This is a genomic window from Enterobacter sp. ECC-219, assembly GCF_043966805.1.
Classification (GTDB): Bacteria; Pseudomonadota; Gammaproteobacteria; order Enterobacterales; family Enterobacteriaceae; genus Enterobacter; species Enterobacter cloacae_N.
The window spans coordinates 3,176,582-3,201,574 of the sequence record NZ_CP143680.1 but is presented as its reverse complement, the minus strand read 5'-3'; the positions used below and the strand labels follow the sequence as shown (position 1 = coordinate 3,201,574).

Genomic DNA, 24,993 nt, shown 5'->3' with positions numbered 1-24,993 from the left:
TTCACGCAAGCCAGGGTTCACCCAGGGTCAGCATCAGGCGGTTGGCCCAGGCGAAAAACGCGGCAGACTGCACCAGATCAAGCTGCGCCAGGGTATCCAGCCCCTCTTTTTCCAGCGCGGCGAGGTGTAGCGGCGTGGCGGCAGGCGGCGTGACAGACAGCGCCCCCGCAAAGTTAATTTCCGCCTGCCAGCGTGCAGACTGCCCCTCGCTGAGGGACTGCCCCGGCCGCACGGCCAGCAGGGCCTCTACCGCAGCGTCATCCTTTGACAGCTGGCTGGCTTTACGCGCATGGACAGATGCGCAGTAGATGCAGCCGTTAATTTTACTGGCGACCGTTGCGGCCAGCTCGCGCTCGGCGCGCGGCAATCCCCCCGGCGTATAAAAAATTCCTTTATCCGTTAGCGTGCGCTGTTCAAGTACCGGCAGGTTGCGCCCCAGCAGGCGGAAGTAGTCGGAATCGGTATGGCCAAATTTCGCCAGGATGGCAACCTCATCGTCACGGAAGTCCGCCAGCGGTTTGGCCGCTATCCACGGTTCCCATCCCAGCTCCTGCTGGGTGAACGCGACGGGTGCCGCCTTCCCGGTGACCGTGGTTGCGGTCGTGTGCCAGACGCCTGCCGCCACCGGCGTTTCGCTTGCCGCGACGGGCCTGTCGTTCAGCAGACGCAGCCCGGCGACGAGTCGGCTCTGGAAGCTCACAAACGCGACGAGCTGCGCCAGGGTAACGATGCCTTCCTTGCTCCACCCGGCCTGGGTCAGCGCCGTTAACGCGGCCGGCGTGGCTTCGACGGGTGAAAACGTCAGCAGGCGCGCGAAGTTCAGCGCCGGGGTCAGGCGGTCCGAGGTGGGGTCGGCCAGTCCAAACCCCGCATAGTGCGCGGCCAGCGCCTCCGCGCTGTGCCACCTGGCGACTTTGGCCGCCACGGCGAAGCGCTCGTCGAGTGCAAAATCATTATCCTGCTGGCTAAACAGAATTTCGTAGCTGCCCTGGGCGTGGCGTGTGGCGGCATCTCGCGTAGCGCGCGCCTCTGCCAGAGGGGAACCGGGTTTAATTTCCGCCAGCTCGGCGAGAATGTCCTGACTTAATGACATAGGTGTCTCCTCAAAGGATGTGGGGGGCAATCTTTTCTGCGATCAGCTCAACAGAGCGCAGCGTGTCGCGGTGCGTGGGTTCGACCGAATGGACCTGGAATGAAATATCCGTTGCGCGCCTGAGAACGGAGTCAGCATTCAGCGAATGCAGGACCGTATCGGGGGAACCGATATGCGCGTCAAACTGGCGGATATAATCGGTGACGGTGTCACCTTTAACTGCGTACCCGGCAGCGCGATGCTGCCGGGCCTGTTTCGTGAGGCCCGGCGTTGCGACCCTGAGTGCATAGTCATCGCTGTCGGCGACGAACGCCGTACGGGAGGCCAGAATACGCGGCGCGATGTCCGCAGGTAGCGCATCGAGGTAGGCATCCACAATCGGGGTCTGGATCGCGTCGAGCGTTAAATCCGGGCGGTCTGCCGGGCGAGGCTGCGTGCGGGAGAGCATTAAACCGTGTCCAGCCCGGGCGGCGCGAACGGCACCGTCAACGGAGAAGGTGGCAATCCAGATACGGTCGGCAAGCTGTGGCGCCGGCGGATAAAGGTGGTTATCCGGATGGGTCAGTGAATCCCCGCGCCAGGCGCTTTGGATCACATGCAAATGGTCCGCAAAGGCCGCGCCGCGATCCTCAAACGTCAGGCCGAACGGCAGAAAGGAGGTCGGTGTTCCGCCCGATCCAAAACCGACTTCAAGACGGCCATCGGCGAGTAAATCGAGCACGGCGGCATCTTCCGCCACGCGCAGCGGGTTTTCCATCGGCAGGGTAATGATGGCCGTGCCCAGCCGGATGGTTTCGGTATGCGCGGCCACGTGCGCCAGAAACAGCAGCGGCGACGGCAGGCCGCCTTCACTTTCATGGAAGTGGTGCTGCGCGATCCAGGCGCTGTCAAAGCCGTGGCGTTCGGCGTAGCGGATCTGTTCGGTTGCCAGACGATAGCGCTCCTTCGGCGTGGCGTCGTCAAGCAGGCGGGTGAAAAATCCCAGGCGTTTTCGCGTCATGCGAACTCCTCCGTAGCGGGTGAAAAATGGGGAATGGCGTCAATCAGCTCGCGGGTATAGTCGTTCTGCGGCGACGCGAATAAGGTTCCGACATCGCCCTGTTCGACCACCTGACCGCTGCGCAGCACCGTGACGCTGTGGGCGATCCGGCGGACGGTGGACAGATCGTGCGTGATGAAGAGGTAGGTCAGTCCCAGCTGCTGCTGCAACTGCTGAAGCAGAGCCAGAATCTGCGCCTGCACGGTGACGTCCAGCGCGGAGGTGGCTTCGTCCAGCACCAGAATGGTCGGCTCCAGGATCAGCGACCGGGCGATGGCAACGCGCTGACGCTGTCCGCCTGAAAGCTCCCGGGCGGTGCGGCTCAATATATCGACCGGCAGGGCAACCCGCTGTGCCACGGTCTCGACCCGGACTTTGCGCTCCGCCTTACCGAGGCGAGAAAAGTTCTTCAGGGGCTCTTCGATGATGTCAAACAGCGTCTGACGCGGGTCGAGAGAGGCAAACGGGTTCTGGTAAACAAACTGGATCTTCTGGCGCAGCTGGCGGCGGGCCTCGCGGCTGAGCGCGGTGGCATCAATATCGTCAATGATGACCTGCCCGCTGTCGGCCTGTTCAAAACCCAGCAAAATACGGGCGAGGGTGGTTTTCCCGGAGCCGGATTCCCCGACCAGCGCGTGCGTGCTGCCGCGCCTGACGTCAAACGTCACCCGATCCAGCGCCTGAAGCTGATGACCTTTGCCCAGGGAGAATTGTTTGCTGATGGCGCGGGCGCGAATGGCCGGGGACGCGAGCGGGCGGCCGGCCACCGGGGCGATGGTCAGGCGCTGGCCCTGGAGATCGCTCAGCAGCTGGCGGGTGTAGGCGTGCTGCGGCGTGCGTACGATATCGGCGGTGTTGCCTTGCTCCTGAACCTCGCCATCGCGAAAAACTAGCAGCCTGTCGGCGCGCTGCGCGGCCAGCGCCAGATCGTGGGTGACAAACAGAACGGCAGTACCCGATTCCCGGCGCAGGATATCCAGCAGATCGAGAATGCGTTTTTGCACCGTCACATCCAGCGCGCTGGTGGGCTCATCGGCAATGATGACGTCCGGGCGCAGGGCAATGGCGATGGCAATCAGCACGCGCTGTTTCATCCCGCCGGAGAGCTGATGGGGATACTGCGTCATGCGCTGTTCGGGGTGGCTCAGGCCGACCTTTGTCAGCAGGGCGAGCACCTGCTCGTCGCGCCGGGCGCGGGTCACTTTCTGGTGTAGCTGAATGATTTCTCCGACCTGAGCGCCGATGGTTTTCACCGGGTTGAGCGAATTACCCGGATCCTGCGGAACCAGGCTAATTCGCGCCCCGCGAAGGGTATCGAGACGCTTAGCGGACCATAGGCTAATCTCTTCGCCGTTGAGCGATATTTTTCCCGCATCGCGCCGGGCGTTGTCGGCCAGCAGACCAATGATCGCCTGTGCCGTGGTCGTTTTGCCGGATCCGGATTCACCGACAAACGCCAGCATTTCCCCTCGCCCGAGCGTGAAGCTGACGTTATGCACCACCTCTCGCCACTGGCGCGCGGTACGGTAGCTGATCGTCAAATTTTCCACTGAGAGAACGGTCATTAGCGACCTCCGCTGAACTGTTGGCTGATACGGTTGGTGGCCAGCACCACGGCGATGACGACGACGCCGGGGAAGGTGGTTAGCCACCAGGCGGTAGAGAGATAGTTACGGCCTTCGGCGATCAGCAAGCCCCATTCCGGCACGGGTGGCGGGGTGCCGTAGCCGAGAAAGCTCAGCGTGGAGAGTGCCAGGATGGCCTGACCAAACTGCAGCGTGGCAAAGGCCAGGACGGCGGTTAACGCGTTGGGCAGGATGTGTCGCCACAGCACGGCGAAAAACGTCCCGCCGCTGCCAAACGCCGCCTCGACGTAATCCGTATGCCGGATGCGCACCACTTCACCGCGCGCGAGGCGGGCGAAGCTGGCAATGGAGGCAACGCCTACGGCAATCGCGGCGTTAACGGTGCCAAACCCGAGCAGAATAATGACCGTCAGTGAGAGCAGCAGAGACGGGATGGACAGCAGCACGTCGACAAAACGCATCAGGAAAGACTCGACGCGTCCGGCGAACGCCCCGGCAACCACCCCTAAGCCGGTACCCACCACCAGACCCATCGTCACGGCGGCCAGCGCTGCGCTCAGGGAGTGTGAGGTACCGTACACGATGCGCGTGTAAACATCGCGGCCAAGCTGATCGGTGCCGAGCCAGTGTCCCGCCTGCGGCGCCAGGCGTTGTGCCCCGGCGATGCCCTCAATCGGGCTGTAGTGGGTTAACAGGCCGGGCGCCACGGCGGCAAAAGCGGCGAGAATAATCACCCCCCATGCCAGCCACAGTCCCGGTTGCCATTCCACTTCCTGCCACGCTGGAACGCGCTTTCGCGCGGCGGCGGCGTAATCGACCAGGCTCATGAAGCACCTCCGGTAACGGTTTGCAGACGGGGATCCAGCAGCGGCATCAGCAGATCCACCAGCAGATTAATCAGGACAAAACCGAGGGCGGAAATCATCACTACCGCCTGAAGTACGGCGATATCCTGGTTATTCACCGCCTGCTGGGTCAACTGGCCGAGCCCGCTGCGGCCAAAAACGGTTTCGGTGATCAGCGCCCCGGCAATCAGCTCGCCCAGCAGCAGCCCGGCAATGTTCAGGACCGGTAGCAGGGAGTTGCGGGTGACGTGACGCCACAGAACGGCGGTTTCACTCAGCCCTTTGGCCCGGGCAACGGCGACAAACGGCTGCGTTGCCACCTGGTCCAGGCTGCGCATCAGGATTTGCGCCAGCGGGGCGGAGATCGGGATCGCGACGGTGACGATTGGCAGGATCAACCCCTGCAGCGGCGTCGGGTTAATCACCGGGATCAGCCGCAACTGAAATGAAAAGAGCTGGATGAGGGCAATCCCCAGCCAGAACGTGGGTAAGGAGATAAACAGGACCGGCAGCGACTGGAGGGTATTGCTCAGCCAGCGCAGACCCGGCAGACGCGATGCAAAAGCCAGCGCAAACGCCAGCAGGACCGCGAGCACAAACGCGGGCAGGGCAAGACTCAGGGTATCCGGCAGATTGCTGGCAATCAGCTCGCTGACCGGCACCCCTGCCTGTAACGAATAGCCGAAATCCCCGCGCAGCATCGCCAGCAGCGTGTGGCCGTATTGCTGCCACAGCGGGCTGTCTGCGCCGTAGGCCACGCGCATCTCCTCGATTTGCGCCGGGCTTAGGCCCAGGTCCGGGTTCTGAAATTTAATCAGCACCGCGTCGCCCGGCAGCACCTGGAGCAACACGAACGAGAGGGTAAAGGCGGCCCACAGTACCAGCAGCCCGTGCCCAAAGCGTTGAAGAAGTGCGTGGCGCATCGTCAGCTCCTCAGTGTTTCTCAATCCACGCGCCGTAGAACGACGGGCGGCCTACCGCTTCAAAATTGACGCCTTTCAGCCACGGCGCACCGGCAAAGACCTGCGGCTCCTCGAAAATCGGGATGACGTAGGCGTTATCCAGCAGGTAGCGCTGGGCGTCGCCCGTCAGCTGCAGGCGTTTTTGCGGATCGACCTCAGCAGAAATATTCACCAGCAGCTCATTCAGCTTGTCGTCACGGAAGTTTTTGACCTTGTCGCTGGAGCCGCCCTTTTGCAGCAGCGCGTCGCGGTTAGCCGGGTAGAACATGCTTTTCACCACGTCAGGATCGGCGCGGCCTACTTCGGAGACGGTTAACGGGGTTTTCAGCGGGTCAAGGTTATCCAGCGTGCGGCTGCCTGCGTCACCGGCTTTGACGCTCAGCGCCACGCCCACCTGTCGCCACTGCTGGGCAACCAGCTGCAGCACCTCTTTGTTTTGCGGCTGCGGCAGGGATTCATACACCGTTAGCGCCAGTCGTTGGCCGTCTTTGGCGCGGACCCCGTCGCTGCCCGCTTTCCAGCCCGCGTCGTCCAGCAGCTTGTTGGCTTTTACCGGGTCAAAGGTCAATTTGTCGCTGAGATCGACAAAGCCTGCTGCGGAATCGGCAATCACCGACTTCGCCTGCGGATAGTTGGCCGAGAAGAGGGTCTCGACCACCTGTTTTGCGTTGGTGGCATGCAGCAGCGCCTGGCGTACGCGAATATCGGAGACCAGCGGGTTATCCGGACGGAAGCTGATGCTGTCGTTCACCCCACGCGTTGGGGCAGCGTAGGTTTTATAGCCCTGGTCGGTCGCCTGCTTTTCGTCATACGCCTGCACCTGGCGAATAAAGTCGGCCTGGCCGGCCAGCAGGGCGCCGATGCGCACGCTGTCTTCCTGAGTGACGATAAACTTGATGCCGTCCAGATTGGCTGGCCCCTGCTGCGGCAGGTTTTTGGGCCCCCACTGGTAGTCTTTACGGGCTTCGAGCGTCACTTCACGCCCCAACTTCTCGTCCTTCACCACAAACGGCCCGGAGCCAATGATGTGGCGGGCGTCACCCAGTTCTTCAAAGTTGCGCTTCAGCGTGCTGAGCGAGACCAGACCCGAGCCAATGGTGGCGGTGCCCTGCAGGAACCCCGGCGACGGTTTTTTGAAGTAGAACTTCACGGTCAGCGGGTCGATGACTTCGCTACGATCATAGTTATTGATCACTTCTGACACCGGCAGGCGCTGCGCCTTGTTACCTAAGCCGTAGGTATCAAAGTTTTTCGCCACGGCGTTAGCATCCAGCGGCGTGCCGTCGGAGAAGGTAATACCGGGACGCAGTTTAAAGGTGTATTCGGTTTTATCGGCGTTGGTGGTCCAGCTTTCTGCCACCCAGGGTTCCACCTCCAGCGTCTTTGGGTTCTGCCACGTCAGTTTGTCGGTGATCTGGTTCAGAATGCCGCCGTTCGGGTAGAAGCCGCCGGCAGGCGGATAGAGGTTGGTGTGCGCCTGTTGCTCCAGATAAATCAGCGTGCCGCCTTTAACAGGCGCATCCGCGGACCAGGCTGCGGTGGTCGTCAGAATCAGCGCCGTCAGTAGCGGCAGACGAAATGGGGTTTGCATGGTGAATTCCTTTGTTATCTTCTTGTTAGCGTCGGATTCATCATCGGGCGCGCGGGAAAACAAGTGAACAAAGGAATTAAGATAAGGATTGCCGGAAAATGGCTATAAAAAAACCGCCCCGGTAAGGAGCGGTGATGTACGGTGGGTGATTACGAACGCAGGTCAATCACCATACGACCACGGATCTGGCCTTGTTCCATCTCTTTAAAGATGGCGTTGATGTCTTCGATCGGACGCATCGTCACTTTCGGCACCACTTTGCCCTCGGCCGCAAACTGGAAGGCTTCCTGCAGATCCTGACGGGTACCGACCAGCGAACCCACCACCTGAATGCCGTCCAGCACCAGACGCGGAATATCGAGGCTCATCGCTTCCGGCGGCAGGCCAACCGCCACCACGCGGCCACCGGCACGCACGGCATCAACGGCGGAGTTGAATGCCGCTTTGGCGACGGCAGTGACGACTGCGGCATGGGCACCGCCGGTTTTCTCCTGCACAATTTTCGCGGCATCTTCGCTGCGGGAGTTAATGGTTAAATCTGCACCCATGCTGGCCGCCAGCTTCAGCTGTTCGTCGTTAACGTCAAGGGCGATGACTTTGGCGTTAAAGACGTTTTTAGCGTACTGCAGCGCGAGGTTACCCAGCCCGCCGAGACCGTAAATGGCGATCCACTGGCCCGGTTTGATACCCGAGACCTTCACCGCTTTGTAGGTGGTAACGCCAGCGCAGGTGATACTGCTGGCTGCAGCGGATTCCAGACCGTCCGGCACTTTTACGGCGTAGTCAGCGGTGACGATGCACTCTTCCGCCATGCCGCCGTCAACGGAGTAACCGGCATTTTTAACATCGCGGCACAGGGTTTCGTTGCCGGTATTACAGTATTCGCAGTGGCCGCAGCCTTCAAAGAACCAGGCCACGCTTGCGCGGTCGCCGACTTTCAGCGACTTCACGCCAGGGCCGACTTCTTTCACGATACCAATCCCTTCATGGCCCAGGATCACCCCGGTTTTATCGCCGAAATCACCGTTCTTCACGTGAAGGTCGGTATGGCATACGCCACAGCATTCCATCTTCAGCAGGGCTTCCCCGTGCTTTAGCGGGCGTAAGGTTTTTTCGGTGACGTTGACCTGATGATCCTGAGTAACAACAGCAGCCTTCATGTGTATCTCCTTGTTCATGATAAGTATCTGCATAGCAGGGTAATACCTCTTAAGGATTAATACATTAGCCTGGTAATGCAAGGCAGCAGCAACATAATGTCATCATTTAATCCGATTTCAGATTAAGAAAAGGGCGTTCCTCTAATAATTTAGGGGGAAACTACTGGCCCGACGAGATGCTCGCCGGGCGCAGCGTTACAGCTGTGCTTCTATCTCCTCAATCTCCTTACGCCATTGCGCCTGCAGCTGCGGCTTTTGATGCTTCGGCTTGCGCGCCAGATCGTCTTTCAGCAGCGTTTCCAGCGCGATCAGCCGTTCAAGCATATTGTCGTACGGGGAGGAGGGGTGAACCTCCCCAGCGGCGATGGCGGGCGCGGTGGATGTCACCAGCCCCGCGCTTTCACGCAGGCGCTCAAACACCGCTTCCGCATCGTACCACTCGCTCAGCTTTCCCTCTTCAATCAGCCAGAAGCGGTTGCAGCTTTGGCTGATTAACTGTCGGTCATGGCTGACCAGCAGCACGCCACCTTCGAACTGTTGCAGCGTTTCCGCCAACGCCTCTTTGCCTTCCATGTCGAGATGGTTGGTGGGTTCATCAAGCATCAACAGGCTATAGCGGGCAAGCGTCAGGCCGACAAACAGCAGACGAGAGCGCTCACCACCGCTGAGCGTACTGACTTTTTGCCCGTGACGCGCCCATGGGAATCCCGCGCTTATCAGTGCCATTTTGCGGTTCTGCGGATCTGGCGCGAAAGGCTCCAGCGCGTCGAGCAGCGTGGCGTCATCCGGCAACTGATTCAGTGTCTGGTCGTAATAGCCTGGCGACACGCGCGGATGGATTTTCAACCCGCTGTCTGCGGGCATATCGGCAAATTGTTGCCAGATAAGCCTCATCAGCGACGATTTACCGCAGCCGTTACGACCGACAATCGCCACGCGGTCGCCGCTTTTTAGCCGCGCAACGTCGATGTTAAACAGCGGCGGTAGCTCCGGAGCAGGCGGAACGTCGAGGTTTTCCATCTCCAGCAGACGGTCTGCCCGCAGCGCGTCACCGCGCAGGGTTAACGTCCACTGACTGCCTGCCGTTACTTCCGTCTGGCTCTCCTTCAGCCGTTCGACCTGTTTTTCCATCTGTTTGGCTTTGCGGGCCAGGTCTTCGTTGTCGTAAACCTTGCCCCAGGTCGCCAGCCGCTTCGCGCTGGCGGTTACGCGGTCGATCTCCTTTTGCTCCGCCTTGTGGCGCTGCGCGTCGCTTTCATCTTTTGCTGCAAGCGCCCTGCGCGCGGCGGTGCAGGGAAGGGCGAAGTAGTGCAGCGTTTTATCGCGCAGGATCCAGCTGCCGTTGGTGACGGCATCCAGCAGCTGTCTGTCGTGCGAGACCAGCACGAAGCTGCCTGACCAGTTCTGTAGGAAGTTTTCCAGCCAGAGCATGGTCGGCAGGTCCAGGTGGTTGCTGGGTTCATCGAGCAGGAGCAAATCCGGCTCGTGAATCAGCGCCCGCGCCAGCAGCAGGCGGGTGTGTTGCCCGCCGCTCAGCGTGGCGGATTGCAGCATCATATCCTGCGGCGTGAAGCCCATGCTCGCCAGCAGGGTTTCGGCTTTCCAGCGCAGGCTATCGCGCTCAGCTAAGGGCAGCTGTGCGAGTACCGCATCCAGCATGGTCAGCGGGAAAATGGCGTCCGGGAGATGTTGCTCCACGCGTGCCATCAGGCAGTGCCCGGCCAGTGCGACCGTTCCGGCGGTAGGGGAATCTGTGCCGTCCAGCACCTTCAGCAGCGTACTTTTGCCGCAGCCGTTGTCGCCCAGCAGGCCAATGCGGTCGCCTTTTTTCAGCGTAAAGGAGAGTGAGTCGAAGAGCGTGCCAAACGCCGTATCAACGCGTAAAGATTGTGCAGTGAGTAAAGTGCTCATTGTTGCTTACCCAAGAGTTACAGGCATGTTTATACCTCGTCAAACATCGCTGACGATAACTCAGTAAGCCCGAGAGAAGGGATTTCAGGGGTTGGTGTCTTCGCTCAAGCAGAAGTTATCGCAGCACGATACCGATAACGCTTGAGCTGGTGCGATCACCAAATGTATGTGAAACATTGAAAATTTCACGATACAGCATAATTGGCCTCCTTATATGTTTTGAGTTTGCAGGTAGCTATCACTATATAACTTTTTTCAGGATAAACCTAGAAGAAGGGCAGCATTGCTGCCCAGGATTATCTTTTCCGTAAGAGCAAATAAAGAACCAGCGTGGACACTGACGCAATCAATATGGCAATACCTAAAAAAAGGTAAAGAACAAAATCCATGATCAATTCGTCGCCATATATTTCAAAATGCTCCGCAAAAGAGTACTGCGTTTCAGGTGGAACAAATTTATACAGTGTGAGTAGTGACAGAAACACGACCGTACACCATAGCAGTGCCAGGAGTACCATCTTCATTAATAAACCTGCACAACGCCATGAGCTATCATATAGTTTCCCAGTTGCTGCCCTCCCGTACGAAGTAAGGCGGATGCCAGGACCTTAAAATCACTCTGACTGTAAAGCGTGATACATCCCTTACTTAATCCCGATGGTCCGATAGGGTGCAGTCTGAACTCTCCTCGCCTTACCCCATCCACAAAAGTCTCATCGTTCATCAATCCATCATCGCGATACAAAGCAAACCACTCGCTGCGATTCGAACCCGTGAAAAATGCATTTAAACTGTCCTTTGTTTGAGTATACCAACCACCTAATCCACGTAATAGTATGTAATATCGGCCCGGAGGGAGAGGGCCTATATCGGGTAGAGACGCGCTTTCGGGACGATTTGTTGCATTACCATTCCCAGAAAATGCAGGGAAAAAACCCACACCGGGCACAGACAATGTTGCATACTTACCGCCGTTAAGGTGGAAATAACACTGCAGGAGATTCATGAACGATCATTCCATGAATCAGCAAAGATGATGTTACCGTCACAATGCCGCCACGTGATTTTCTCATAACGTAGGGAAATATTTTCAAGATGGTTATGTTTTTCCATCGCTGGATTTTTTACGTCATGCATTACCGGGCATATTGAGACAACTTTAACGTTCTCCAGATACATGTTGAAGTACTCGACCTCCTGACCAGCATCATTGATCTTATACCACTTAAACTCGTCACTTTTCAGCGTTTGGCCTTTTGCCACAGCCTTGTATAAGTAAGGGCTAGAACAGTCAAACTCCTTTTCAAATACCAGGGCACTATGAACGCGCGTACCCGTTATTTTTCCTGTCATGTTATCTGTGGGCAGATGCAGTCCATGACCGAACCCTAATATCTCGATACTTCCCTCGCGATCTTGTACATCAACAGCCCCTTTGATATCTGCGCCACCGTCATCTTTAAGCCAAAGGTATGCCGGAATTGCCATTTCAAAACTCCTTTTTCAATTAATGAATTTAGTGATGCGGAACGTTACTAAACCTTTAAAAGAAACTGTTTATTAGGCAAAAAATGTTATGCTAAATATTTATATTTCAACGAGATATGCATTATTGTTGAAATATTGATTTTTTAAATAATGTTCAATGAAATGCTGTAGTAGAGGCAAAGAAAATAAAGGAAGGAGGGGATTCACGTTCCCTCTCCCTTTTGAGGAGAGGAAACGGTCGGAGCGGATTAAATCGAGGTCCGGCGATAGCTGCGGTATTCAGGCATCCAGAAGTTATCGTCAATAGCCTGCTGCAGCGCGTCGGCAGAGGTTTTCACCGCCACGCCCTGCTGCTGCGCCATTTTACCTACCGCAAACGCGATAGCGCGCGACACCTTGTGAATGTCTTTCAGCTCCGGCAGCACCAGCCCTTCACCGTTGTTGACCAGCGGCGAGTAGCCCGCAAGGGTTTCGCTCGCCGACATCAGCATCTCATCGGTAATGCGGGACGCGCCGGAGGCGATCACGCCCAGACCAATGCCCGGGAAGATATAGGAGTTGTTGCACTGGGCAATCGGATAGGTTTTATCCTTCCACACCACCGGATCGAACGGGCTGCCGGTGGCGACCAGCGCGTTACCTTCAGTCCAGGCGATGATGTCCTGCGGCGTCGCCTCCACGCGGGAGGTCGGGTTGGACAGCGGCATCACGATAGGGCGCGCGCAGTGCTTGTGCATCTCGCGAATAATCTCTTCGGTGAAGAGACCGGTCTGCCCGGAAACACCGATCAGAATATCTGGCTTCACGTTGCGCACCACGTCCAGCAGGGATAGGACTTCGTTGTCGGTATCCCAGTTTTTCAGGTTCTCGCGCTTCTGCACCAGCTTGGTCTGGAACGGCAGCAGGTTCGGCATGCCGTCGGTCAGCAGGCCGAATCGGTCCACCATAAAGACGCGGGAGCGGGCCAGCTCTTCGCTTAAGCCTTCACGCTGCGTCTGGGCGATAATCTGCTCGGCAATACCGCAGCCCGCAGATCCCGCGCCCAGGAAGACGATTTTCTGGTAGCTCAGCTGGCTGCCGGCCGCGCGGCTGGCGGCGATAAGCGTTCCCACGGTCACGGCTGCGGTGCCCTGGATGTCGTCGTTAAAGGAGCAGATCTCATCGCGGTAGCGGTTCAGCAGAGGCATCGCGTTTTTCTGCGCGAAGTCTTCAAACTGCAGCAGAACGTCCGGCCAGCGGTGCTTCACGGCCTGGATGAAGTCGTCGACAAACTGGTAGTACTCATCGTCGGTAATGCGCGGATGGCGCCAGCCCATGTACAGCGGATCGTTAAGCAACTGCTGGTTGTTGGTGCCGACGTCCAGCACTACCGGCAGGGTATACGCCGGGCTGATGCCGCCGCAGGCGGTGTAGAGAGAGAGCTTACCGATTGGGATCCCCATCCCGCCAATGCCCTGGTCGCCGAGGCCGAGAATACGTTCCCCGTCGGTGACCACAATCACTTTAATATTGTGATTCGGCACGTTCTGCAGGATGTCGTCCATATTGTGACGGTTCTGATAAGAGATAAAGACGCCGCGTGAGCGACGGTAGATCTCAGAGAAGCGTTCACACGCCGCACCCACCGTTGGGGTGTAGATCACCGGCATCATCTCTTCGAGATGGTTTTGCACCAGGCGATAGAAGAGGGTTTCGTTGGTGTCCTGGATGTTGCGCAGGTAAATGTGTTTGTCGATCTCGGTTTTGAAGCCCTGATACTGGATCCACGCACGCTCTGCCTGCTCTTCTATGGTTTCAACCACTTCCGGCAGCAGGCCCAGCAGGTTAAAGCTGCTGCGCTCTTCCATGCTGAAGGCGCTACCTTTGTTGAGCAGGGGGAATTCGAGTAAAACCGGGCCGGCATAAGGGATATATAAGGAACGATGTTTTTTCAGTTTGTTGTCCATGTCACTCACTCTTTTTTTGAAGATCCGTCCCTGACACTGCTGTTTGTCATCTTTCTGGCCTGTGCTACGGGGTGCGGTCGGGCGGTATTATAAAGGAGCTAAATATTAATTACCGCAACACATAAACAAAAACACCATCGGTTTTGCCGATGGTGTTCTGGATCTCAGTCTGGAACTTACTTGCCCGCGTGGCGTTTTCTGCCGGTGGCGTGAGTGACCTGCGTTTCGTGGTCGCCTTCAATCACCACTTTACGCTGATTAGAAAGCTTGTAATTCAGTCCAAGAATGTGGCGTGCCTGACGGTTCGATTTCATGTTAACTCCTCAATCCTGTTGATAGTTTTAAGGACCAGTTTGCTTTCGCAAACGAAATGTAACCCCTTAGGTTGCAGATCCAGCTTAGCAGGTTTTTACAAAGGTGTGTTTTGCCCGCTGACGACGTAGTTAATGGTCTGCTGGTAGATGTCACTGAGGATGTCATTATCCGTGGATTCCACCCATTTGGTCAGTTCCATCAAAATGTCATCTTCAGTCACAGCACCGTGCTCGGCGTGAAGACCCTGCGCAATCGCGTTAACGAGTTCAGGTTGTGCTGCTGCGGTATTAGCCGGGTAATAAGTAAACATGCTGCCTCCGTGTCGTTGTCTGTTTAATGGTACGGCTCGCAAAAAATTTAATTCATAAACAGAATGGCAAATATTTTCCCGGTTGTGGCTCAGATTCATCTTAGAAATAAAAACGACATAAGTGTATGCTTTTATGCGCTTTTAAAATGTGTGGATATATTGATGTGTAGCGGTGAGGATATATTTGGAAGCTCCTGCCATCACGAAAATATAGCAGGAGCCGTTTTTAAATTACCACTTCATTTCGCCAGTATTCACTTTGGCGCTTAATTCCAGAGAGCTCTCTTCAGCCAGGCCCGGATACTGTTTTTTCAGGGTACCGATGACGCCCGCTGAGTCTTTATGTGCCGATAACGCCTGTTCAAAATGCTGCAAATAGCCACGGGTAAAATCAATCGCCCCGGTTCCTGCAGGCGGAGTACCCAGATAGTGGCCCGGGATCACGCGTTCCGGTTTGTGCGCGGCCATATTGTCCAGGGTTTGCTGCCACTCCTGACGGCGAACCGGCGTCTGGGTGTCTGCCGTCCAGACGTGAATGCCCCAGGCTACCCCGGTGCCGCCGAGGATCGTTTTTGCCGAAGGGATCCACACATAGGCCGCATAGCTGTCCGGCTGCTCGATATCGATCTTTTCACCGTCAATCATGAACGTGGTGGAGGCGAGCACCTGCGGCACCACCAGCTTAGTCGGCGCGCCGTCCTTCATCTGCGGGCCCCAGAAGGCGAGCTTGGCGTCTTTGGTGGCCTTAATATGGTCAACCACCTGCTGCGTGGCCACCACTTTGGCATTCGGGAAGGCTTTCACCAGCGGCTGCAGGCCAAAGTAGAAATCCGGATCGCCGGAGGTGATCACAATCTTATTCAGGGTCTTACCGCTGCGGCGAATTTTCTCTACCAGCGCTTCGCCATCCTTCACGCTGAACTGCGCGTCAAACAGCACTGCCTCTTTCGGGCCGGACACCAGCGTGGAGGAGACCGCGAAAATGCCTTTTTCCTGCGGGTTATAGGTATCAATGGTCAACGGTGCGGCAAAAGCAGCCGGAGCGAAAAGGGTGGAAAGCAGGGCAATATGAGTGAGTTTCATGCTGTTGTCTCAGTTGTTCAGGAATATCGCTATTGTACGGATATTCTCATTTGCCAGAATTCCTGAAACAAGACATGCTTAGTTTCATAAATCGAGCAGATGGAGCTTTTATGGATCGCGTTATTGCCGCTCAGGTCTACAACCGGATATGCGAGCTGGGAAGTTTGAGCGCGGCGGCGCGCGCGCTGGGCATTTCCCGGCCGATGGTGAGCCGCTACCTGGAACAAATGGAGAAGTGGGCGGGTACGCGGCTGGTAAACCGCTCCACGCGCAAGCTAACGCTGACCGCGGCGGGGGAAAAGGTGCTGCAAAAAACGCGGACGCTCTCGCAGATCTCGCAGGAAATCGAAGGTCAGTCGGTAAAAGATTTGCCGTCCGGCACGCTGCGGGTGGCCTGCGCGCACTTTACCGCGATGCACCTGATTGCGCCCGTGCTGCCCGGGCTGCTCTCACGCTACCCGCAACTGCGCATCGAGCTGGACGTGAACAATCACCCGGTCAGCCTGGTGGGAGAGCGCATAGACGTCGCCGTGCGCATTACGGATAACCCCGAACCCGGCATGATTGCCCGCCGGCTGGGGGAGTGTCGCTCCGTACTCTGCGCCTCGCCGGCGTATCTGGCGCAGCACGGAACACCCGCCAGCCCCGAAGAATTAGCGCAGCACAACTGCCTGCACTACAGCTTTTTCGCCGGGCAGTCCTGGCACTTCCTGACGCCGGAAGGCGAAAGCCTGAGCGTGGCCGTCAGCGGCAACCTGAGCGCCAGCATCTCTTCGCTGCTGATGGACGCGGCGATCGAGCACTGCGGTATTGCCATGCTGCCGGAGCGCGAAGCGCGTGCCGCGCTGGAGAAGGGATTGCTGGTGCCGGTGCTGGAGGCGCTTAAGCCGAAACCGCTTGCCATCCATGGCATTTATCAGTCCCGGGAGTATCAGCCAGCCGCGCTGCGCGTGTTTCTCGACGAACTTTCGCGCTACCTGGCATAAGAAGGGATTACTTCGCCTTTAGCCAGGGAGACGACGTACTCCAGAAAATAATATCGGCCCCGAGATAGCTTTCGCCGAAGCGGACAAATTCCGCTTTGGTAAAAGGCTTACCGGTCTGTGGATTCTTATAGGTCAGGGTCGGTTCCTGAACCGCCATGGCGATGAGCGGCAGCGCCTGTTTATTTTTATGGAAGAAGGGATAGGCATTCTTCATGTGTGCCTTGCGGTTGGGAACAATGTCCGGCCCGCCCAGGCCGATATTGTTGGCGCTGGCATACGCAAAAAGACGCCCCATGTAGTTGTGGTCATTGTCCCACTCGCACGGCCAGAAGTTTACGTATTGCACCACGTGTGATTTCTGAAAAGCCTTTCGCGCAAAGGCCAGGTTTTCCATTTCACCCGCGAAATAGCTGTCGCAGGTAAACCCCGCTGGCGGATTTTTCTCGTCAATATCAATGGCGGTTTCAGGCAGGTTTACGCCATACACCTCGCCGTCAAAGCGTTTTGCGAGCGCTGCCAGCAGTGCCTGGTAGCGCTGGCGCACCGTGGGGTCCCACTGGCGCGCTACCCATCCCGCGCCGACAGGCTTGCCTTCTCCGGGGTTATCGAACTGGGGTGCAATCCCGCCGTTGTATTGCTTATCGTGCATCAGATAGTCCGGCACGTAGCGGGCGTCCGGCTCAAAAAAACGATCCTGGATCTGAATAAAGAGTTTTTTCCGGGCGGATTTAACGCGCGCCAGATCCTGCTCAATTCGCGTGAAGTCATAGCTATCCTTCTCGGGTTCAAGCAGGCGCCAGTTGTACACGATCTGCACGCCGCCGATGTCGCTACGCGCAACAAGCGGGAGCGCCGCGCCGAGGTCGCCCGAGCTGGTATAGATAAAGTTCTCCGGCGTTTTGGCCAGTGAAGACAGTGAGAGAGCCAGCGTGGTTACCGCGACGGCCATCCTGATTTTTAGCGTCATATCGTTATCCTTGTTGTCGGTACAGCAGGTGAAAGTCCCGGAATCGTCTGTGTTCCTGGGCGTGTCAGATGCGTAGTCTATACTTAACCCTTTGTAAGCCAAAAGGAGAGCAAGAATGACGATTCATAAGCACGGTTCGGCACACTGGTCTGGCGACATTAAGCGCGGAAAAGGAACGGTTTCCACCGAGAGCGGCGTTCTCAATCAACAGCCTTACGGCTTTAACACCCGCTTTGAGGGTGAAAAGGGTACCAACCCGGAAGAGCTGATTGGCGCGGCACATGCGGCCTGTTTCTCAATGGCGCTGTCGCTGATGCTGGGTGAAGCGGGCTATACCGCTGATTCGATTGATACGACCGCGGACGTCTCTCTGGATAAAACCGACGGCGGCTTTGCCATCACTAAGGTTGCACTGCAAAGCAAGGTAACCGTTCCGGGCATTGCGCCACAGCAGTTTGACGGCATTATTCAGAAAGCCAAAGCGGGCTGTCCGGTGTCGCAGCTCCTGAAAGCCGAGATTACCCTGGACTATAAGCTTAACTAAGCCCCAGCCGGGTTCGCGCCCGGCTATCCCTTCAGCGCGGCGGGGAACACCTCAGCCAGCCAGGCGATAAATACCTTCAGCCTGTGCGTCAAATGCCGGTTCTGCGGGTAAACCACATGAAACGGATAGGCGGCAGGGCGCCAGTCGCCGAGGATCGCCGTCAGCGTTCCCGCCAGCAAATACGACTTTGCCGAATACTCAAAGGTCTGAACGATCCCCAGCCCCGCCGCGGCAGCAGCCAGATGGGCATTACTTTCATTGACGCCAAGATAGTGCGGAATATTGATTTCCAGCGCCTCGCCGTGTTGTCTGAAACGAAACGGAAATGCCCGCCCGGTGACGGGCGAAAGGTAGCTTATCAGCTTGTGCCCGTTGCACAGCTCCTGCGGATAGGCCGGGACGCCGTGATTTTTCAGGTAACCCGGCGTCGCGCAGGTGACCATTTCGGCGTTACCGAGATGACGGGCGATGAGGGTCGAGTCGTCCAGCGGCCCGCCGCGGATCACGCAGTCTACGTTACCGCTGATGAGATCGACCGGCCGGTCGGCTACGCCAAGGTCGATGCGGATATCCGGGTAGCGCCGCATGAATTCCGGAAGCAGGGGGATGAGCACGTCCCGGGCGGTGGAGCCGCCCACGTCAACCCGCAAATGCCCTTTTGGCGTCGCGCGGGAAACGCGAAACGAGGTGTCGATATCTTCTATATCTATCAGCACCCTGAGCGCTTTTTCATAGTATTCCATCCCTTCCGGCGTCGCCACCACCCGGCGAGTCGTCCGGTGCAGGAGGCGTATCTCCAGATGCGTCTCAAGCGATTTTACCAGCTTGCTCAGGGTGGCGATCGGCATATTCAGCGAGTCCGCCGCGCGGGTAAAACTGCCGGACTCCACGACCCGCGTAAAAGCGCGCATCGCCATGAGCTGGTCCATAATGACCTCTGATTATTTCTGTGGATGAATAGTCATTTTCATTTTTGCCTGTTTTTCACTAATGCCGCAAGGGCTAAAGTCTGTCCAACGCAAACCCAACAAAAGGTAAATGACATGAACACGACTCTCTCAGGAAAAATCGCACTGGTCACCGGCGGCAGCACCGGTATTGGTCTTGCCACGGCGCAGGAGCTGGCGGCTCAGGGCGCGAAGGTATACATCACCGGACGTCGGCAGGCCGAGCTGGACGCGGCGGTGGCTGAAATTGCTTCAACTGCGGTAGGCATCCGCGCGGATGTCTCAAAGCTTGCCGATCTGGATGAGGTCTATGCCCGGATAGCCAAAGATGAAGGGCGTCTTGATATCCTGTTCGCCAATGCCGGTGGCGGCGATATGCTGCCGCTGGGCGCGATCACCGAAGAGCAGTTTGACCGTATTTTCGGCACCAACGTTCGCGGGGTGCTGTTCACGGTGCAGAAGGCGCTGCCGCTGCTCTCCGCCGGATCGTCGATTATTCTGACCGGCTCGACGGTGTCCATTAAAGGGACGGCCAACTTCAGCGTCTACAGCGCCAGTAAGGCCGCCGTACGCAACTTTGCCCGCTCCTGGGCGCTTGATTTGCAGGGCCGCGGGATCCGCGTCAACGTGGTAAGCCCGGGACCGATCAAAACGCCGGGTCTCGGCGATCTGGTGCCGGAAGAGCACCGTCAGGGGCTGTACGACGCGCTGGCCGCGCAGGTACCGCTGGGGCGTTTAGGCGCGCCGGGTGAGGTGGGTAAAGTGGTGGCGTTTCTGGCCTCCGACGCTGCCAGCTTTATTAACGCCACCGAGCTGTTTGTGGACGGCGGGATGGCGCAAATTTAACCCAGATTACGCCAGCAGCGAACGTTACGGCCCTCGCGTGAGGGCTGTAACGGCTGGGGACGTTCACACCCCTGCGCTGCCATCGGGCAGCGGTCGCGGAAAAAACAGCCTTCGGGCAGATGACGGTTGCCGGGAAGCTCCGTTTTGCGTAACGCCAGCGTTTCATCCAGAGGTTCACCGGTGCGGGGAACCGAGTCGAGCAGCAGGCGGGTATAGGGATGGCGCGGCTCGCCAAGCACCTGCGCGGCGCTGCCCAGCTCAACAATCTGCCCAAGATACATCACCGCCACGCGGTCACTCATGTGTCTGACCACCGAGACGTTATGCGAGATCAACACGTAGGTCAGATTACGTTGCTGCTGCAGGGTCACCAGCAGGTTGAGGATTTGCGCCTGCACGGAGATATCCAGCGCGCTGGTGGGTTCATCAAGCACGATAATATCAGGGTCGGACGAGAGCGCCCGGGCGATGGCGATGCGCTGGCGCTGCCCGCCGGAGAAGGCGTGCGGAAGTCTGTCGAGATATTCCGGGCGAATGCCCACCTGCAGCGCCAGATCCTCCGCCAGCTGACGGCGCTCGCGCTCGCTGCTGCGTTTTTGCACCCACACCGGCTCGGTGATGATGCGCCAGACCGGCAACCGCGGGTCGAGCGAGGAGAGCGGATCCTGAAACACCATCTGCATGCCGCCCGCGTGGTGTGCCCGCTGGCACGCGCCGGTGCTGGGCTTCAGCATGCCCATCAGCAGCTGGGCCAGCGTGCTTTTCCCGCAGCCGGATTCCCCGACGATGCCGAGCGTTTCACCCCGACGGATCTCAAGGTCCAGCCCGTTAAGCGCATGGACATGTTCCGTCACGCGGCCCAGCCAGTTTTTACGCGCCGCAAAGTTCACGTGCACGCTATCCAGTTCCAGCAGTACATCAGACATGGTGTTTCTCCCGTTGTGGATACCAGCAGGCAGCCTGTTGGCCTTCTGCGCCAGTGGGCACTAAGCGCGGGGTTTCGCTGCATTTCGCCCCGGCGGCAAAGCAGCGCTCGCGGAACGCGCAACCCTGCGGAAGCTGGCTGAGGTTGGGCACCGTGCCGGGGATGGCGGGAAGCGGGGCGCGCGGCTGGCCGTTTTCCGGCGCGCACCGCAGCAGCCCAATGGAATAAGGATGCACGGGGCGGTGGATCAGCGTTTGCGTGGCGCCGCTCTCGATCACGCTGCCGGCATACATCACGTACATTCTGTCGCAGAGCTGCGACACCACGGCCATATCATGGCTGATGAACAGCACCGAGGTGCCGCTGGCCCGCGCCTTATGCTTCAGCAACCGCAGCACCTGGAGCTGGACGGTAACGTCCAGCGCGGTGGTTGGCTCGTCGGCGATGATCAGCTCCGGCTCGCAGGAGAAGGCAAGGGCAATCATCACCCGCTGACGCATGCCGCCGGAGAGTTCAAACGGATAACGATCCATGACCTGTTTCGCGTCCGGGATTTGCATCTCTTCCAGCAGGGCGATCGCCTTCTGCTGCGCCTCGCGCCGGGAAAGCGGCTGATGCTGGCGGATCACCTCCACCATCTGTTTGCCAATCCGCCGCGTCGGGTTGAGAGCGGTCATAGGCTCCTGAAAAATCATCGCCACTTTAGCGCCGCGCCACTGACGGAGCTGTTTCTCGGACGCCGTCAGGATGTTTTCACCGAGTAATCTCACCTGACCGTGATGAATACGGTAGCTGCCCTCCGGCAGCAGGCGCATGGCGAGCATGGCGGTAACGGATTTGCCCGACCCTGATTCGCCCACCACACCGACAATTTCGCCCCTGCCGATCTCCAGCGAGACGTGGTTCAGCGCATGAACCTCACCGCGAAAAATCGGGAAGCTCAGATGCAGGTCTTCAATATTGAGTACCGATTCGGTCATCACTGTTTTCCTCCCGATTTCGGGTCCAGCAGATCGCGGATGCCGTCGCCAAACAGGTTAAAGCCCACGGCAGTAATCAAAATCGCCGCACCGGGAAACGCGCAGTACCACCACTGGTCCAGGACGTAGTTACGGCCAACGGCCACCATCGCGCCCCATTCGGCAGTGGGCTGCTGCGCGCCCAGGCCAATAAACCCCAGCGTGGCGGCCATCAAAATGGCGCTGCCGATATCCAGCGAAGCCTGCACAATCAGTGGCGGCAGGGCGTTGCGCAGGATATGCCAGCGGATCAAATGCCAGCGGGAAGCGCCAAAGGTGCGTGCGGCCTGCACGTAGGTAAACTGGCGCACCACCAGGGTTTGCCCGCGCGCCAGGCGGACGTAAAACGGGATGCGGACAATCGCAATCGCCAGCATGGCGTTGAACAGGCTCGGACCGAGCGCTGCGGCCAGCGCCATGGTCAGCACCAGAGAGGGAATGGAGAGCATAATGTCCATCACCCGCATGATGATGGCGTCGCCGCGCCCGCCCAGTACACCGGACAAACAGCCCAGCAGCGAGCCAATGCCGCCCGCAATCACCACCACCGCCAGCCCGGCGGTAATCGACTGCTGGCTTCCCGTCAGCACGCGGCTGAACAGATCGCGTCCTACCTCATCGGTACCAAACCAGTGCTGCGCAGACGGCGCCTGCAGGCGGGCGGTCAGATCCAGCGCGTTCGGGTCATGCGGCACAATCCACGGTGAGGCCACCATCAGAAAGAGCATCGCAATCATAATGACGCCGCCAACGATCGTGAGCGGGCTTTGGCGCAGCATCCAAAACAGCTTTGCCCAGTTGACGCGTTGTCTGGCGGTTTTCACCGGGACGGGCGTTTCCTGCGTTAACATCATTCGGCACCTCCGCGCCCGATTCGCGGGTCAATCCACAGGTAAAGCAGATCGACCACCAGATTAACCAGCACGTAGGCCAGCGAGACGACGACCGCAAAGCCCATCACTGCCGGGAAATCGAGCGCCTGAATGGATGTCACCACCCAGGCGCCCATGCCAGGCCAGGCAAAGACGGTCTCGGTCAGTACGGCACCGTAAAGCAGATCGCCCAGCGCCAGCCCGAGCACGGTAATGGACGGGATCATGGCATTGGGCAGGGCGTAGCGCAGGACGATGTACCAGCCGGGCAGGCCGCTGGCGCGCGCGGTGCGGATGTAGTCCTCGCTGAGCTGCTCCAGCATCGCCGAGCGCACCTGGCGCGCCACGATGCCCAGGTGAACAAACGCCAGCGTCAGTGAGGGTAAAATCAGGTGCTGAAGCGCGTTGAAGAACACTTCACCGTTGCCCTCCAGCAGGGCGTCCAGCAGATAAAACCCGGTGACGTGGGTCGGCGGGTCAAGCCAGTCGTCCAGCCTGCCGCCGCCGGGAAGAAGCTGCAGGTGCCCGTAGAACAGCACAATGACGCCCAGCCCAAGCCAGAAAGCCGGGGTGGAGATCCCGGTCATCGCCATTAAACGCACCAGGTGATCCAGCCAGCGGTTGCGGTAGACCGCCGACAAAATTCCCAGCGGCACGCCGATCACCAGCGCCAGCAGCAGAGAACAAAAGGCCAACTCCAGCGTGGCGGGGAAAAAGGCCTTCAGGTCTTCCGCAACCGGGCGTCCGGTACGGATGGATGTGCCTAAATCACCGTGGGCCAGGGCGTCCAAGTAGCGGCCAAACTGAACATACAGGGGCCGATCCAGCCCTAACTGCTGGCGGATGTTCTGCACGATTTCGTCGCTGGCGCGGTCGCCTGCCAGCAGACGGGCCGGATCGCCGGGGATCAGGTGTGAAATAATAAAGGTAATAATACAGACACCGGCCACCACCAGGAGTAACCCCCAGCAGCGCTGGCGCACTATGCTCCAGAACGTCATACGCTTTCCCCCGGCGAGAACCGTTATTTACTCATGGTGGCGATGTTGAATACCTGCTCCAGCATCGGATTAAAGGTGAAGCCCTTGACCTCTTTGTTCATCGCCAGCTGGTAGTTCTTCTGGAACAGATAAACGTAAGCCGCTTCGTCGATGACCACCTTTTGCGCCTGCTGGTAATCTTTGGTGCGTTCCGCCTGGTCTGTGGTTTTCAGCGCGGCCTGCAGCAGGGAATCGACCTCTTTGTTCTCATAGAACGAGCGGTTGCCCGGCAGCCCTTTTTTGTCCGATTCGAACCAGTAGTTCATGAACATATACGGGTCGGCAAAGTCCGGGCTCCAGTTGCCGATGGCGATGTCGTAATCGCCTTTGCCGACGCGATCGCGCATGGTGGCATTGGCCAGTTTCTCCAGCTTGACGTTAATGCCGATCTTGCCGAGGCTGGCCTGAGTGGAGAGGGCGATTGGCTCCCAGTTTGGATCGTTGTCCGAGTAGAGGAAGGTCAGGCTGGCGGGTTTGTCTTTGACCTTCTCCAGCGCCGCTTTGGCTTTGGCCTCGTCGAAGCTGTACTGCATTGCCGCGGCGTCAAAGCCCCACATGCCTTCCGGGATCGGGCCACGCATCTGCTTGCCGTTGCCGCTCAGAATGCCTTTTACCATCCCCTGGTAATCCGTCGCCCAGGAGATAGCCCGGCGTAAATCCACCTGATTGAGCGGCGCTTTGCTGTTGTTGAGGTAGAGATAGGTCACGCGCAGGGACGGGTATTCGGCGACGGCGACTTTGCCTTCCTGCTTCAGGGCCGCGAGCTGATCGACCGGCAGGGAGTCGGCAATGTCCAGATCGCCGCGGGAAAGCTGCAGTCGGCGCGAGGCGCTCTCGCCGATAATTTTCACCGAGACGCGCTTAAAGTGCGGCTTGTCGCCCGGCCAGTGGGGGTTAGGCACCAGGATCAGCTGCTGGCCTTTCTGCCAGCTTTTGAGCATAAACGGCCCGGAGCCGGCGGTGTTTTGCGCCAGAAAACCGCGCGCATCGTCAGCGGCATTCGCCTTCAGCACCGCCGGGTTAATGATAGACGCCCCGTCGTTTGCGAGCGTGTAGAGGAAAGGCGCGAACGGCTGGCTGAGGGTGAATTTCACCGTGTGGTCATCCACGGCATCAATTTTTAGATCTTTCGGGAAGGCTTCAGACGGCCCCTGGCCGAGCTTCAGCAGGCGCTCAAAGGAGAGCTTGACCGCCTCGGCGGTGACCGGCGTACCGTCGGAGAATTTGGCGTTATCCGCCAGGGTAAAGGTCCACTCTTTCTGGTCGTCGGATGCCTTCCAGCCCGTCGACAGATCGCCCTCCACCTCGGTAGAGCCGGGCTTGTACTTGACCAGACGCTGGTAGGACGGATAGGTGACGGTCCAGTCGTTGTTATCAATGGTGATGGCAGGATCGAGCGTTTGCGGATCGGCGGCTTTACCGATTGCCAGCATGTCTTTCGGAACGGCAGCCAGCGCCAGCGGGGTGCTTAAAACCAGCGTGGCGGCAATCAGGGTTGTGAGAAGCGTTGTTTTCATG

24 protein-coding genes are annotated in these 24,993 nt (G+C 58.4%); 3 read left to right on the top strand and 21 right to left on the bottom strand.

The window, feature by feature from the left end:
- Position 1 precedes the first annotated feature (1 nt).
- The 14 genes from V1603_RS15175 to V1603_RS15110 all read right to left on the bottom strand — a co-directional run bounded on the left by V1603_RS15175 (position 2) and on the right by V1603_RS15110 (position 15,329).
- A complete protein-coding gene (locus tag V1603_RS15175) occupies positions 2–1,093 on the bottom strand; it encodes an alkylhydroperoxidase domain protein (protein ID WP_166711259.1) in 1,092 nt (363 codons plus the stop codon).
- Positions 1,094–1,103: 10 nt separating this feature from the next.
- On the bottom strand, positions 1,104–2,093 hold the full coding sequence (locus V1603_RS15170) for a putative FMN-dependent luciferase-like monooxygenase (RefSeq protein WP_395312888.1): 990 nt from the start codon (positions 2,091–2,093) through the stop codon (positions 1,104–1,106).
- Positions 2,090–3,697 (bottom strand): dipeptide ABC transporter ATP-binding protein, encoded by a 1,608-nt coding sequence (locus V1603_RS15165; RefSeq protein ID WP_395312887.1) that lies wholly within the window; start codon positions 3,695–3,697, stop codon positions 2,090–2,092. The genes V1603_RS15170 and V1603_RS15165 overlap by 4 nt, the downstream gene beginning before the upstream one ends.
- On the bottom strand, positions 3,697–4,545 hold the full coding sequence (locus V1603_RS15160) for an ABC transporter permease (RefSeq protein WP_395312886.1): 849 nt from the start codon (positions 4,543–4,545) through the stop codon (positions 3,697–3,699). The genes V1603_RS15165 and V1603_RS15160 overlap by 1 nt, the downstream gene beginning before the upstream one ends.
- Positions 4,542–5,486 (bottom strand): ABC transporter permease, encoded by a 945-nt coding sequence (locus V1603_RS15155; protein ID WP_395312885.1) that lies wholly within the window; start codon positions 5,484–5,486, stop codon positions 4,542–4,544. Before V1603_RS15155 ends, V1603_RS15160 begins: the two co-directional genes overlap by 4 nt.
- Before the next feature lie 10 nt (positions 5,487–5,496).
- A complete protein-coding gene (locus tag V1603_RS15150; RefSeq protein ID WP_395312884.1) occupies positions 5,497–7,116 on the bottom strand; it encodes a TIGR04028 family ABC transporter substrate-binding protein in 1,620 nt (539 codons plus the stop codon).
- Between the two features lie 149 nt (positions 7,117–7,265).
- A complete protein-coding gene (adhP, locus tag V1603_RS15145; RefSeq protein ID WP_023311899.1) occupies positions 7,266–8,276 on the bottom strand; it encodes an alcohol dehydrogenase AdhP in 1,011 nt (336 codons plus the stop codon).
- A gap of 195 nt (positions 8,277–8,471) precedes the next feature.
- On the bottom strand, positions 8,472–10,187 hold the full coding sequence (locus tag V1603_RS15140; RefSeq protein ID WP_395312883.1) for an ABC-F family ATP-binding cassette domain-containing protein: 1,716 nt from the start codon (positions 10,185–10,187) through the stop codon (positions 8,472–8,474).
- A gap of 523 nt (positions 10,188–10,710) precedes the next feature.
- Positions 10,711–11,193, bottom strand: a complete 483-nt coding sequence (locus V1603_RS15135; RefSeq protein ID WP_116339752.1) for a DUF2778 domain-containing protein — start codon at positions 11,191–11,193, stop codon at positions 10,711–10,713.
- Positions 11,190–11,675, bottom strand: coding sequence for an Hcp family type VI secretion system effector (locus tag V1603_RS15130; RefSeq protein WP_395312882.1), 486 nt, complete (start codon positions 11,673–11,675; stop codon positions 11,190–11,192). The genes V1603_RS15135 and V1603_RS15130 overlap by 4 nt, the downstream gene beginning before the upstream one ends.
- Positions 11,676–11,923: 248 nt before the next feature.
- Positions 11,924–13,621, bottom strand: a complete 1,698-nt coding sequence (locus V1603_RS15125; RefSeq protein WP_116339756.1) for an NAD-dependent malic enzyme — start codon at positions 13,619–13,621, stop codon at positions 11,924–11,926.
- 176 nt (positions 13,622–13,797) lie between these two features.
- The gene (gene sra, locus V1603_RS15120; protein WP_008501714.1) at positions 13,798–13,935 is read right to left on the bottom strand and encodes a stationary-phase-induced ribosome-associated protein; all 138 of its coding nucleotides are present in this window, start codon (positions 13,933–13,935) and stop codon (positions 13,798–13,800) included.
- Positions 13,936–14,030: 95 nt separating this feature from the next.
- Entirely contained in the window at positions 14,031–14,246 is a 216-nt protein-coding gene (bdm, locus tag V1603_RS15115) for a biofilm-dependent modulation protein (RefSeq protein WP_395312881.1), read from the bottom strand.
- 231 nt (positions 14,247–14,477) lie between these two features.
- The gene (locus tag V1603_RS15110) at positions 14,478–15,329 is read right to left on the bottom strand and encodes a Vmh family MBL fold metallo-hydrolase (RefSeq protein ID WP_395312880.1); all 852 of its coding nucleotides are present in this window, start codon (positions 15,327–15,329) and stop codon (positions 14,478–14,480) included.
- A 110-nt stretch (positions 15,330–15,439) separates the two neighbouring features.
- Here V1603_RS15110 and V1603_RS15105 point away from each other — a divergent pair, with 110 nt between their 5' ends.
- Positions 15,440–16,315, top strand: a complete 876-nt coding sequence (locus V1603_RS15105) for a LysR family transcriptional regulator (protein WP_116339760.1) — start codon at positions 15,440–15,442, stop codon at positions 16,313–16,315.
- 7 nt (positions 16,316–16,322) lie between these two features.
- On the opposite strand, the gene V1603_RS15100 is transcribed toward V1603_RS15105, so the two are convergent.
- Positions 16,323–17,282: a hypothetical protein gene (locus V1603_RS15100; RefSeq protein WP_395312879.1), complete on the bottom strand. Its 960-nt coding sequence runs from the start codon at positions 17,280–17,282 to the stop codon at positions 16,323–16,325.
- 115 nt (positions 17,283–17,397) lie between these two features.
- On the opposite strand from V1603_RS15100, the gene V1603_RS15095 reads away from it, so the two are divergent.
- A complete protein-coding gene (locus V1603_RS15095; RefSeq protein WP_028013230.1) occupies positions 17,398–17,826 on the top strand; it encodes an OsmC family protein in 429 nt (142 codons plus the stop codon).
- 23 nt (positions 17,827–17,849) lie between these two features.
- Here the strand turns inward: V1603_RS15095 and V1603_RS15090 are convergent, their stop codons facing one another.
- Complete coding sequence (locus V1603_RS15090) at positions 17,850–18,755, bottom strand: LysR family transcriptional regulator (protein ID WP_116339764.1); 906 nt, start codon at positions 18,753–18,755, stop codon at positions 17,850–17,852.
- 114 nt (positions 18,756–18,869) lie between these two features.
- On the opposite strand from V1603_RS15090, the gene V1603_RS15085 reads away from it, so the two are divergent.
- The gene (locus V1603_RS15085; RefSeq protein ID WP_395312878.1) at positions 18,870–19,619 is read left to right on the top strand and encodes an SDR family NAD(P)-dependent oxidoreductase; all 750 of its coding nucleotides are present in this window, start codon (positions 18,870–18,872) and stop codon (positions 19,617–19,619) included.
- Here V1603_RS15085 and V1603_RS15080 read toward each other — a convergent pair.
- The 5 genes from V1603_RS15080 to V1603_RS15060 are packed head-to-tail and all read right to left on the bottom strand — an operon-like array spanning position 19,616 to position 24,992.
- Entirely contained in the window at positions 19,616–20,545 is a 930-nt protein-coding gene (locus V1603_RS15080; protein WP_395312877.1) for an oligopeptide/dipeptide ABC transporter ATP-binding protein, read from the bottom strand. The two genes, V1603_RS15085 and V1603_RS15080, sit on opposite strands and share 4 nt — an antisense overlap.
- Positions 20,538–21,524 carry an ABC transporter ATP-binding protein gene (locus V1603_RS15075; protein WP_166711239.1) on the bottom strand — a complete coding sequence of 329 codons (987 nt, stop codon included), beginning with the start codon at positions 21,522–21,524 and terminating at the stop codon, positions 20,538–20,540. Before V1603_RS15075 ends, V1603_RS15080 begins: the two co-directional genes overlap by 8 nt.
- A complete protein-coding gene (gene ddpC / locus V1603_RS15070) occupies positions 21,524–22,417 on the bottom strand; it encodes a D,D-dipeptide ABC transporter permease (protein ID WP_192982212.1) in 894 nt (297 codons plus the stop codon). The genes V1603_RS15075 and ddpC overlap by 1 nt, the downstream gene beginning before the upstream one ends.
- Entirely contained in the window at positions 22,414–23,436 is a 1,023-nt protein-coding gene (locus V1603_RS15065) for an ABC transporter permease (RefSeq protein WP_395312876.1), read from the bottom strand. The genes ddpC and V1603_RS15065 overlap by 4 nt, the downstream gene beginning before the upstream one ends.
- A gap of 23 nt (positions 23,437–23,459) precedes the next feature.
- The gene (locus V1603_RS15060; RefSeq protein ID WP_302218321.1) at positions 23,460–24,992 is read right to left on the bottom strand and encodes an ABC transporter substrate-binding protein; all 1,533 of its coding nucleotides are present in this window, start codon (positions 24,990–24,992) and stop codon (positions 23,460–23,462) included.
- Between the last annotated feature and the right edge of the window lies 1 nt (position 24,993).

What these genes read in the sequence shown, in the direction of transcription:
- V1603_RS15175 (WP_166711259.1), bottom strand. Translation starts at nt 1,093, where the DNA reads ATGTCATTAAGTCAGGACATTCTCGCCGAGCTGGCGGAAATTAAACCC.
- V1603_RS15170 (WP_395312888.1), bottom strand. Translation starts at nt 2,093, where the DNA reads ATGACGCGAAAACGCCTGGGATTTTTCACCCGCCTGCTTGACGACGCC.
- V1603_RS15165 (WP_395312887.1), bottom strand. Translation starts at nt 3,697, where the DNA reads ATGACCGTTCTCTCAGTGGAAAATTTGACGATCAGCTACCGTACCGCG.
- V1603_RS15160 (WP_395312886.1), bottom strand. Translation starts at nt 4,545, where the DNA reads ATGAGCCTGGTCGATTACGCCGCCGCCGCGCGAAAGCGCGTTCCAGCG.
- V1603_RS15155 (WP_395312885.1), bottom strand. Translation starts at nt 5,486, where the DNA reads ATGCGCCACGCACTTCTTCAACGCTTTGGGCACGGGCTGCTGGTACTG.
- V1603_RS15150 (WP_395312884.1), bottom strand. Translation starts at nt 7,116, where the DNA reads ATGCAAACCCCATTTCGTCTGCCGCTACTGACGGCGCTGATTCTGACG.
- adhP (WP_023311899.1), bottom strand. Translation starts at nt 8,276, where the DNA reads ATGAAGGCTGCTGTTGTTACTCAGGATCATCAGGTCAACGTCACCGAA.
- V1603_RS15140 (WP_395312883.1), bottom strand. Translation starts at nt 10,187, where the DNA reads ATGAGCACTTTACTCACTGCACAATCTTTACGCGTTGATACGGCGTTT.
- V1603_RS15135 (WP_116339752.1), bottom strand. Translation starts at nt 11,193, where the DNA reads ATGAATCTCCTGCAGTGTTATTTCCACCTTAACGGCGGTAAGTATGCA.
- V1603_RS15130 (WP_395312882.1), bottom strand. Translation starts at nt 11,675, where the DNA reads ATGGCAATTCCGGCATACCTTTGGCTTAAAGATGACGGTGGCGCAGAT.
- V1603_RS15125 (WP_116339756.1), bottom strand. Translation starts at nt 13,621, where the DNA reads ATGGACAACAAACTGAAAAAACATCGTTCCTTATATATCCCTTATGCC.
- sra (WP_008501714.1), bottom strand. Translation starts at nt 13,935, where the DNA reads ATGAAATCGAACCGTCAGGCACGCCACATTCTTGGACTGAATTACAAG.
- bdm (WP_395312881.1), bottom strand. Translation starts at nt 14,246, where the DNA reads ATGTTTACTTATTACCCGGCTAATACCGCAGCAGCACAACCTGAACTC.
- V1603_RS15110 (WP_395312880.1), bottom strand. Translation starts at nt 15,329, where the DNA reads ATGAAACTCACTCATATTGCCCTGCTTTCCACCCTTTTCGCTCCGGCT.
- V1603_RS15105 (WP_116339760.1), top strand. Translation starts at nt 15,440, where the DNA reads ATGGATCGCGTTATTGCCGCTCAGGTCTACAACCGGATATGCGAGCTG.
- V1603_RS15100 (WP_395312879.1), bottom strand. Translation starts at nt 17,282, where the DNA reads ATGACGCTAAAAATCAGGATGGCCGTCGCGGTAACCACGCTGGCTCTC.
- V1603_RS15095 (WP_028013230.1), top strand. Translation starts at nt 17,398, where the DNA reads ATGACGATTCATAAGCACGGTTCGGCACACTGGTCTGGCGACATTAAG.
- V1603_RS15090 (WP_116339764.1), bottom strand. Translation starts at nt 18,755, where the DNA reads ATGGACCAGCTCATGGCGATGCGCGCTTTTACGCGGGTCGTGGAGTCC.
- V1603_RS15085 (WP_395312878.1), top strand. Translation starts at nt 18,870, where the DNA reads ATGAACACGACTCTCTCAGGAAAAATCGCACTGGTCACCGGCGGCAGC.
- V1603_RS15080 (WP_395312877.1), bottom strand. Translation starts at nt 20,545, where the DNA reads ATGTCTGATGTACTGCTGGAACTGGATAGCGTGCACGTGAACTTTGCG.
- V1603_RS15075 (WP_166711239.1), bottom strand. Translation starts at nt 21,524, where the DNA reads ATGACCGAATCGGTACTCAATATTGAAGACCTGCATCTGAGCTTCCCG.
- ddpC (WP_192982212.1), bottom strand. Translation starts at nt 22,417, where the DNA reads ATGATGTTAACGCAGGAAACGCCCGTCCCGGTGAAAACCGCCAGACAA.
- V1603_RS15065 (WP_395312876.1), bottom strand. Translation starts at nt 23,436, where the DNA reads ATGACGTTCTGGAGCATAGTGCGCCAGCGCTGCTGGGGGTTACTCCTG.
- V1603_RS15060 (WP_302218321.1), bottom strand. Translation starts at nt 24,992, where the DNA reads ATGAAAACAACGCTTCTCACAACCCTGATTGCCGCCACGCTGGTTTTA.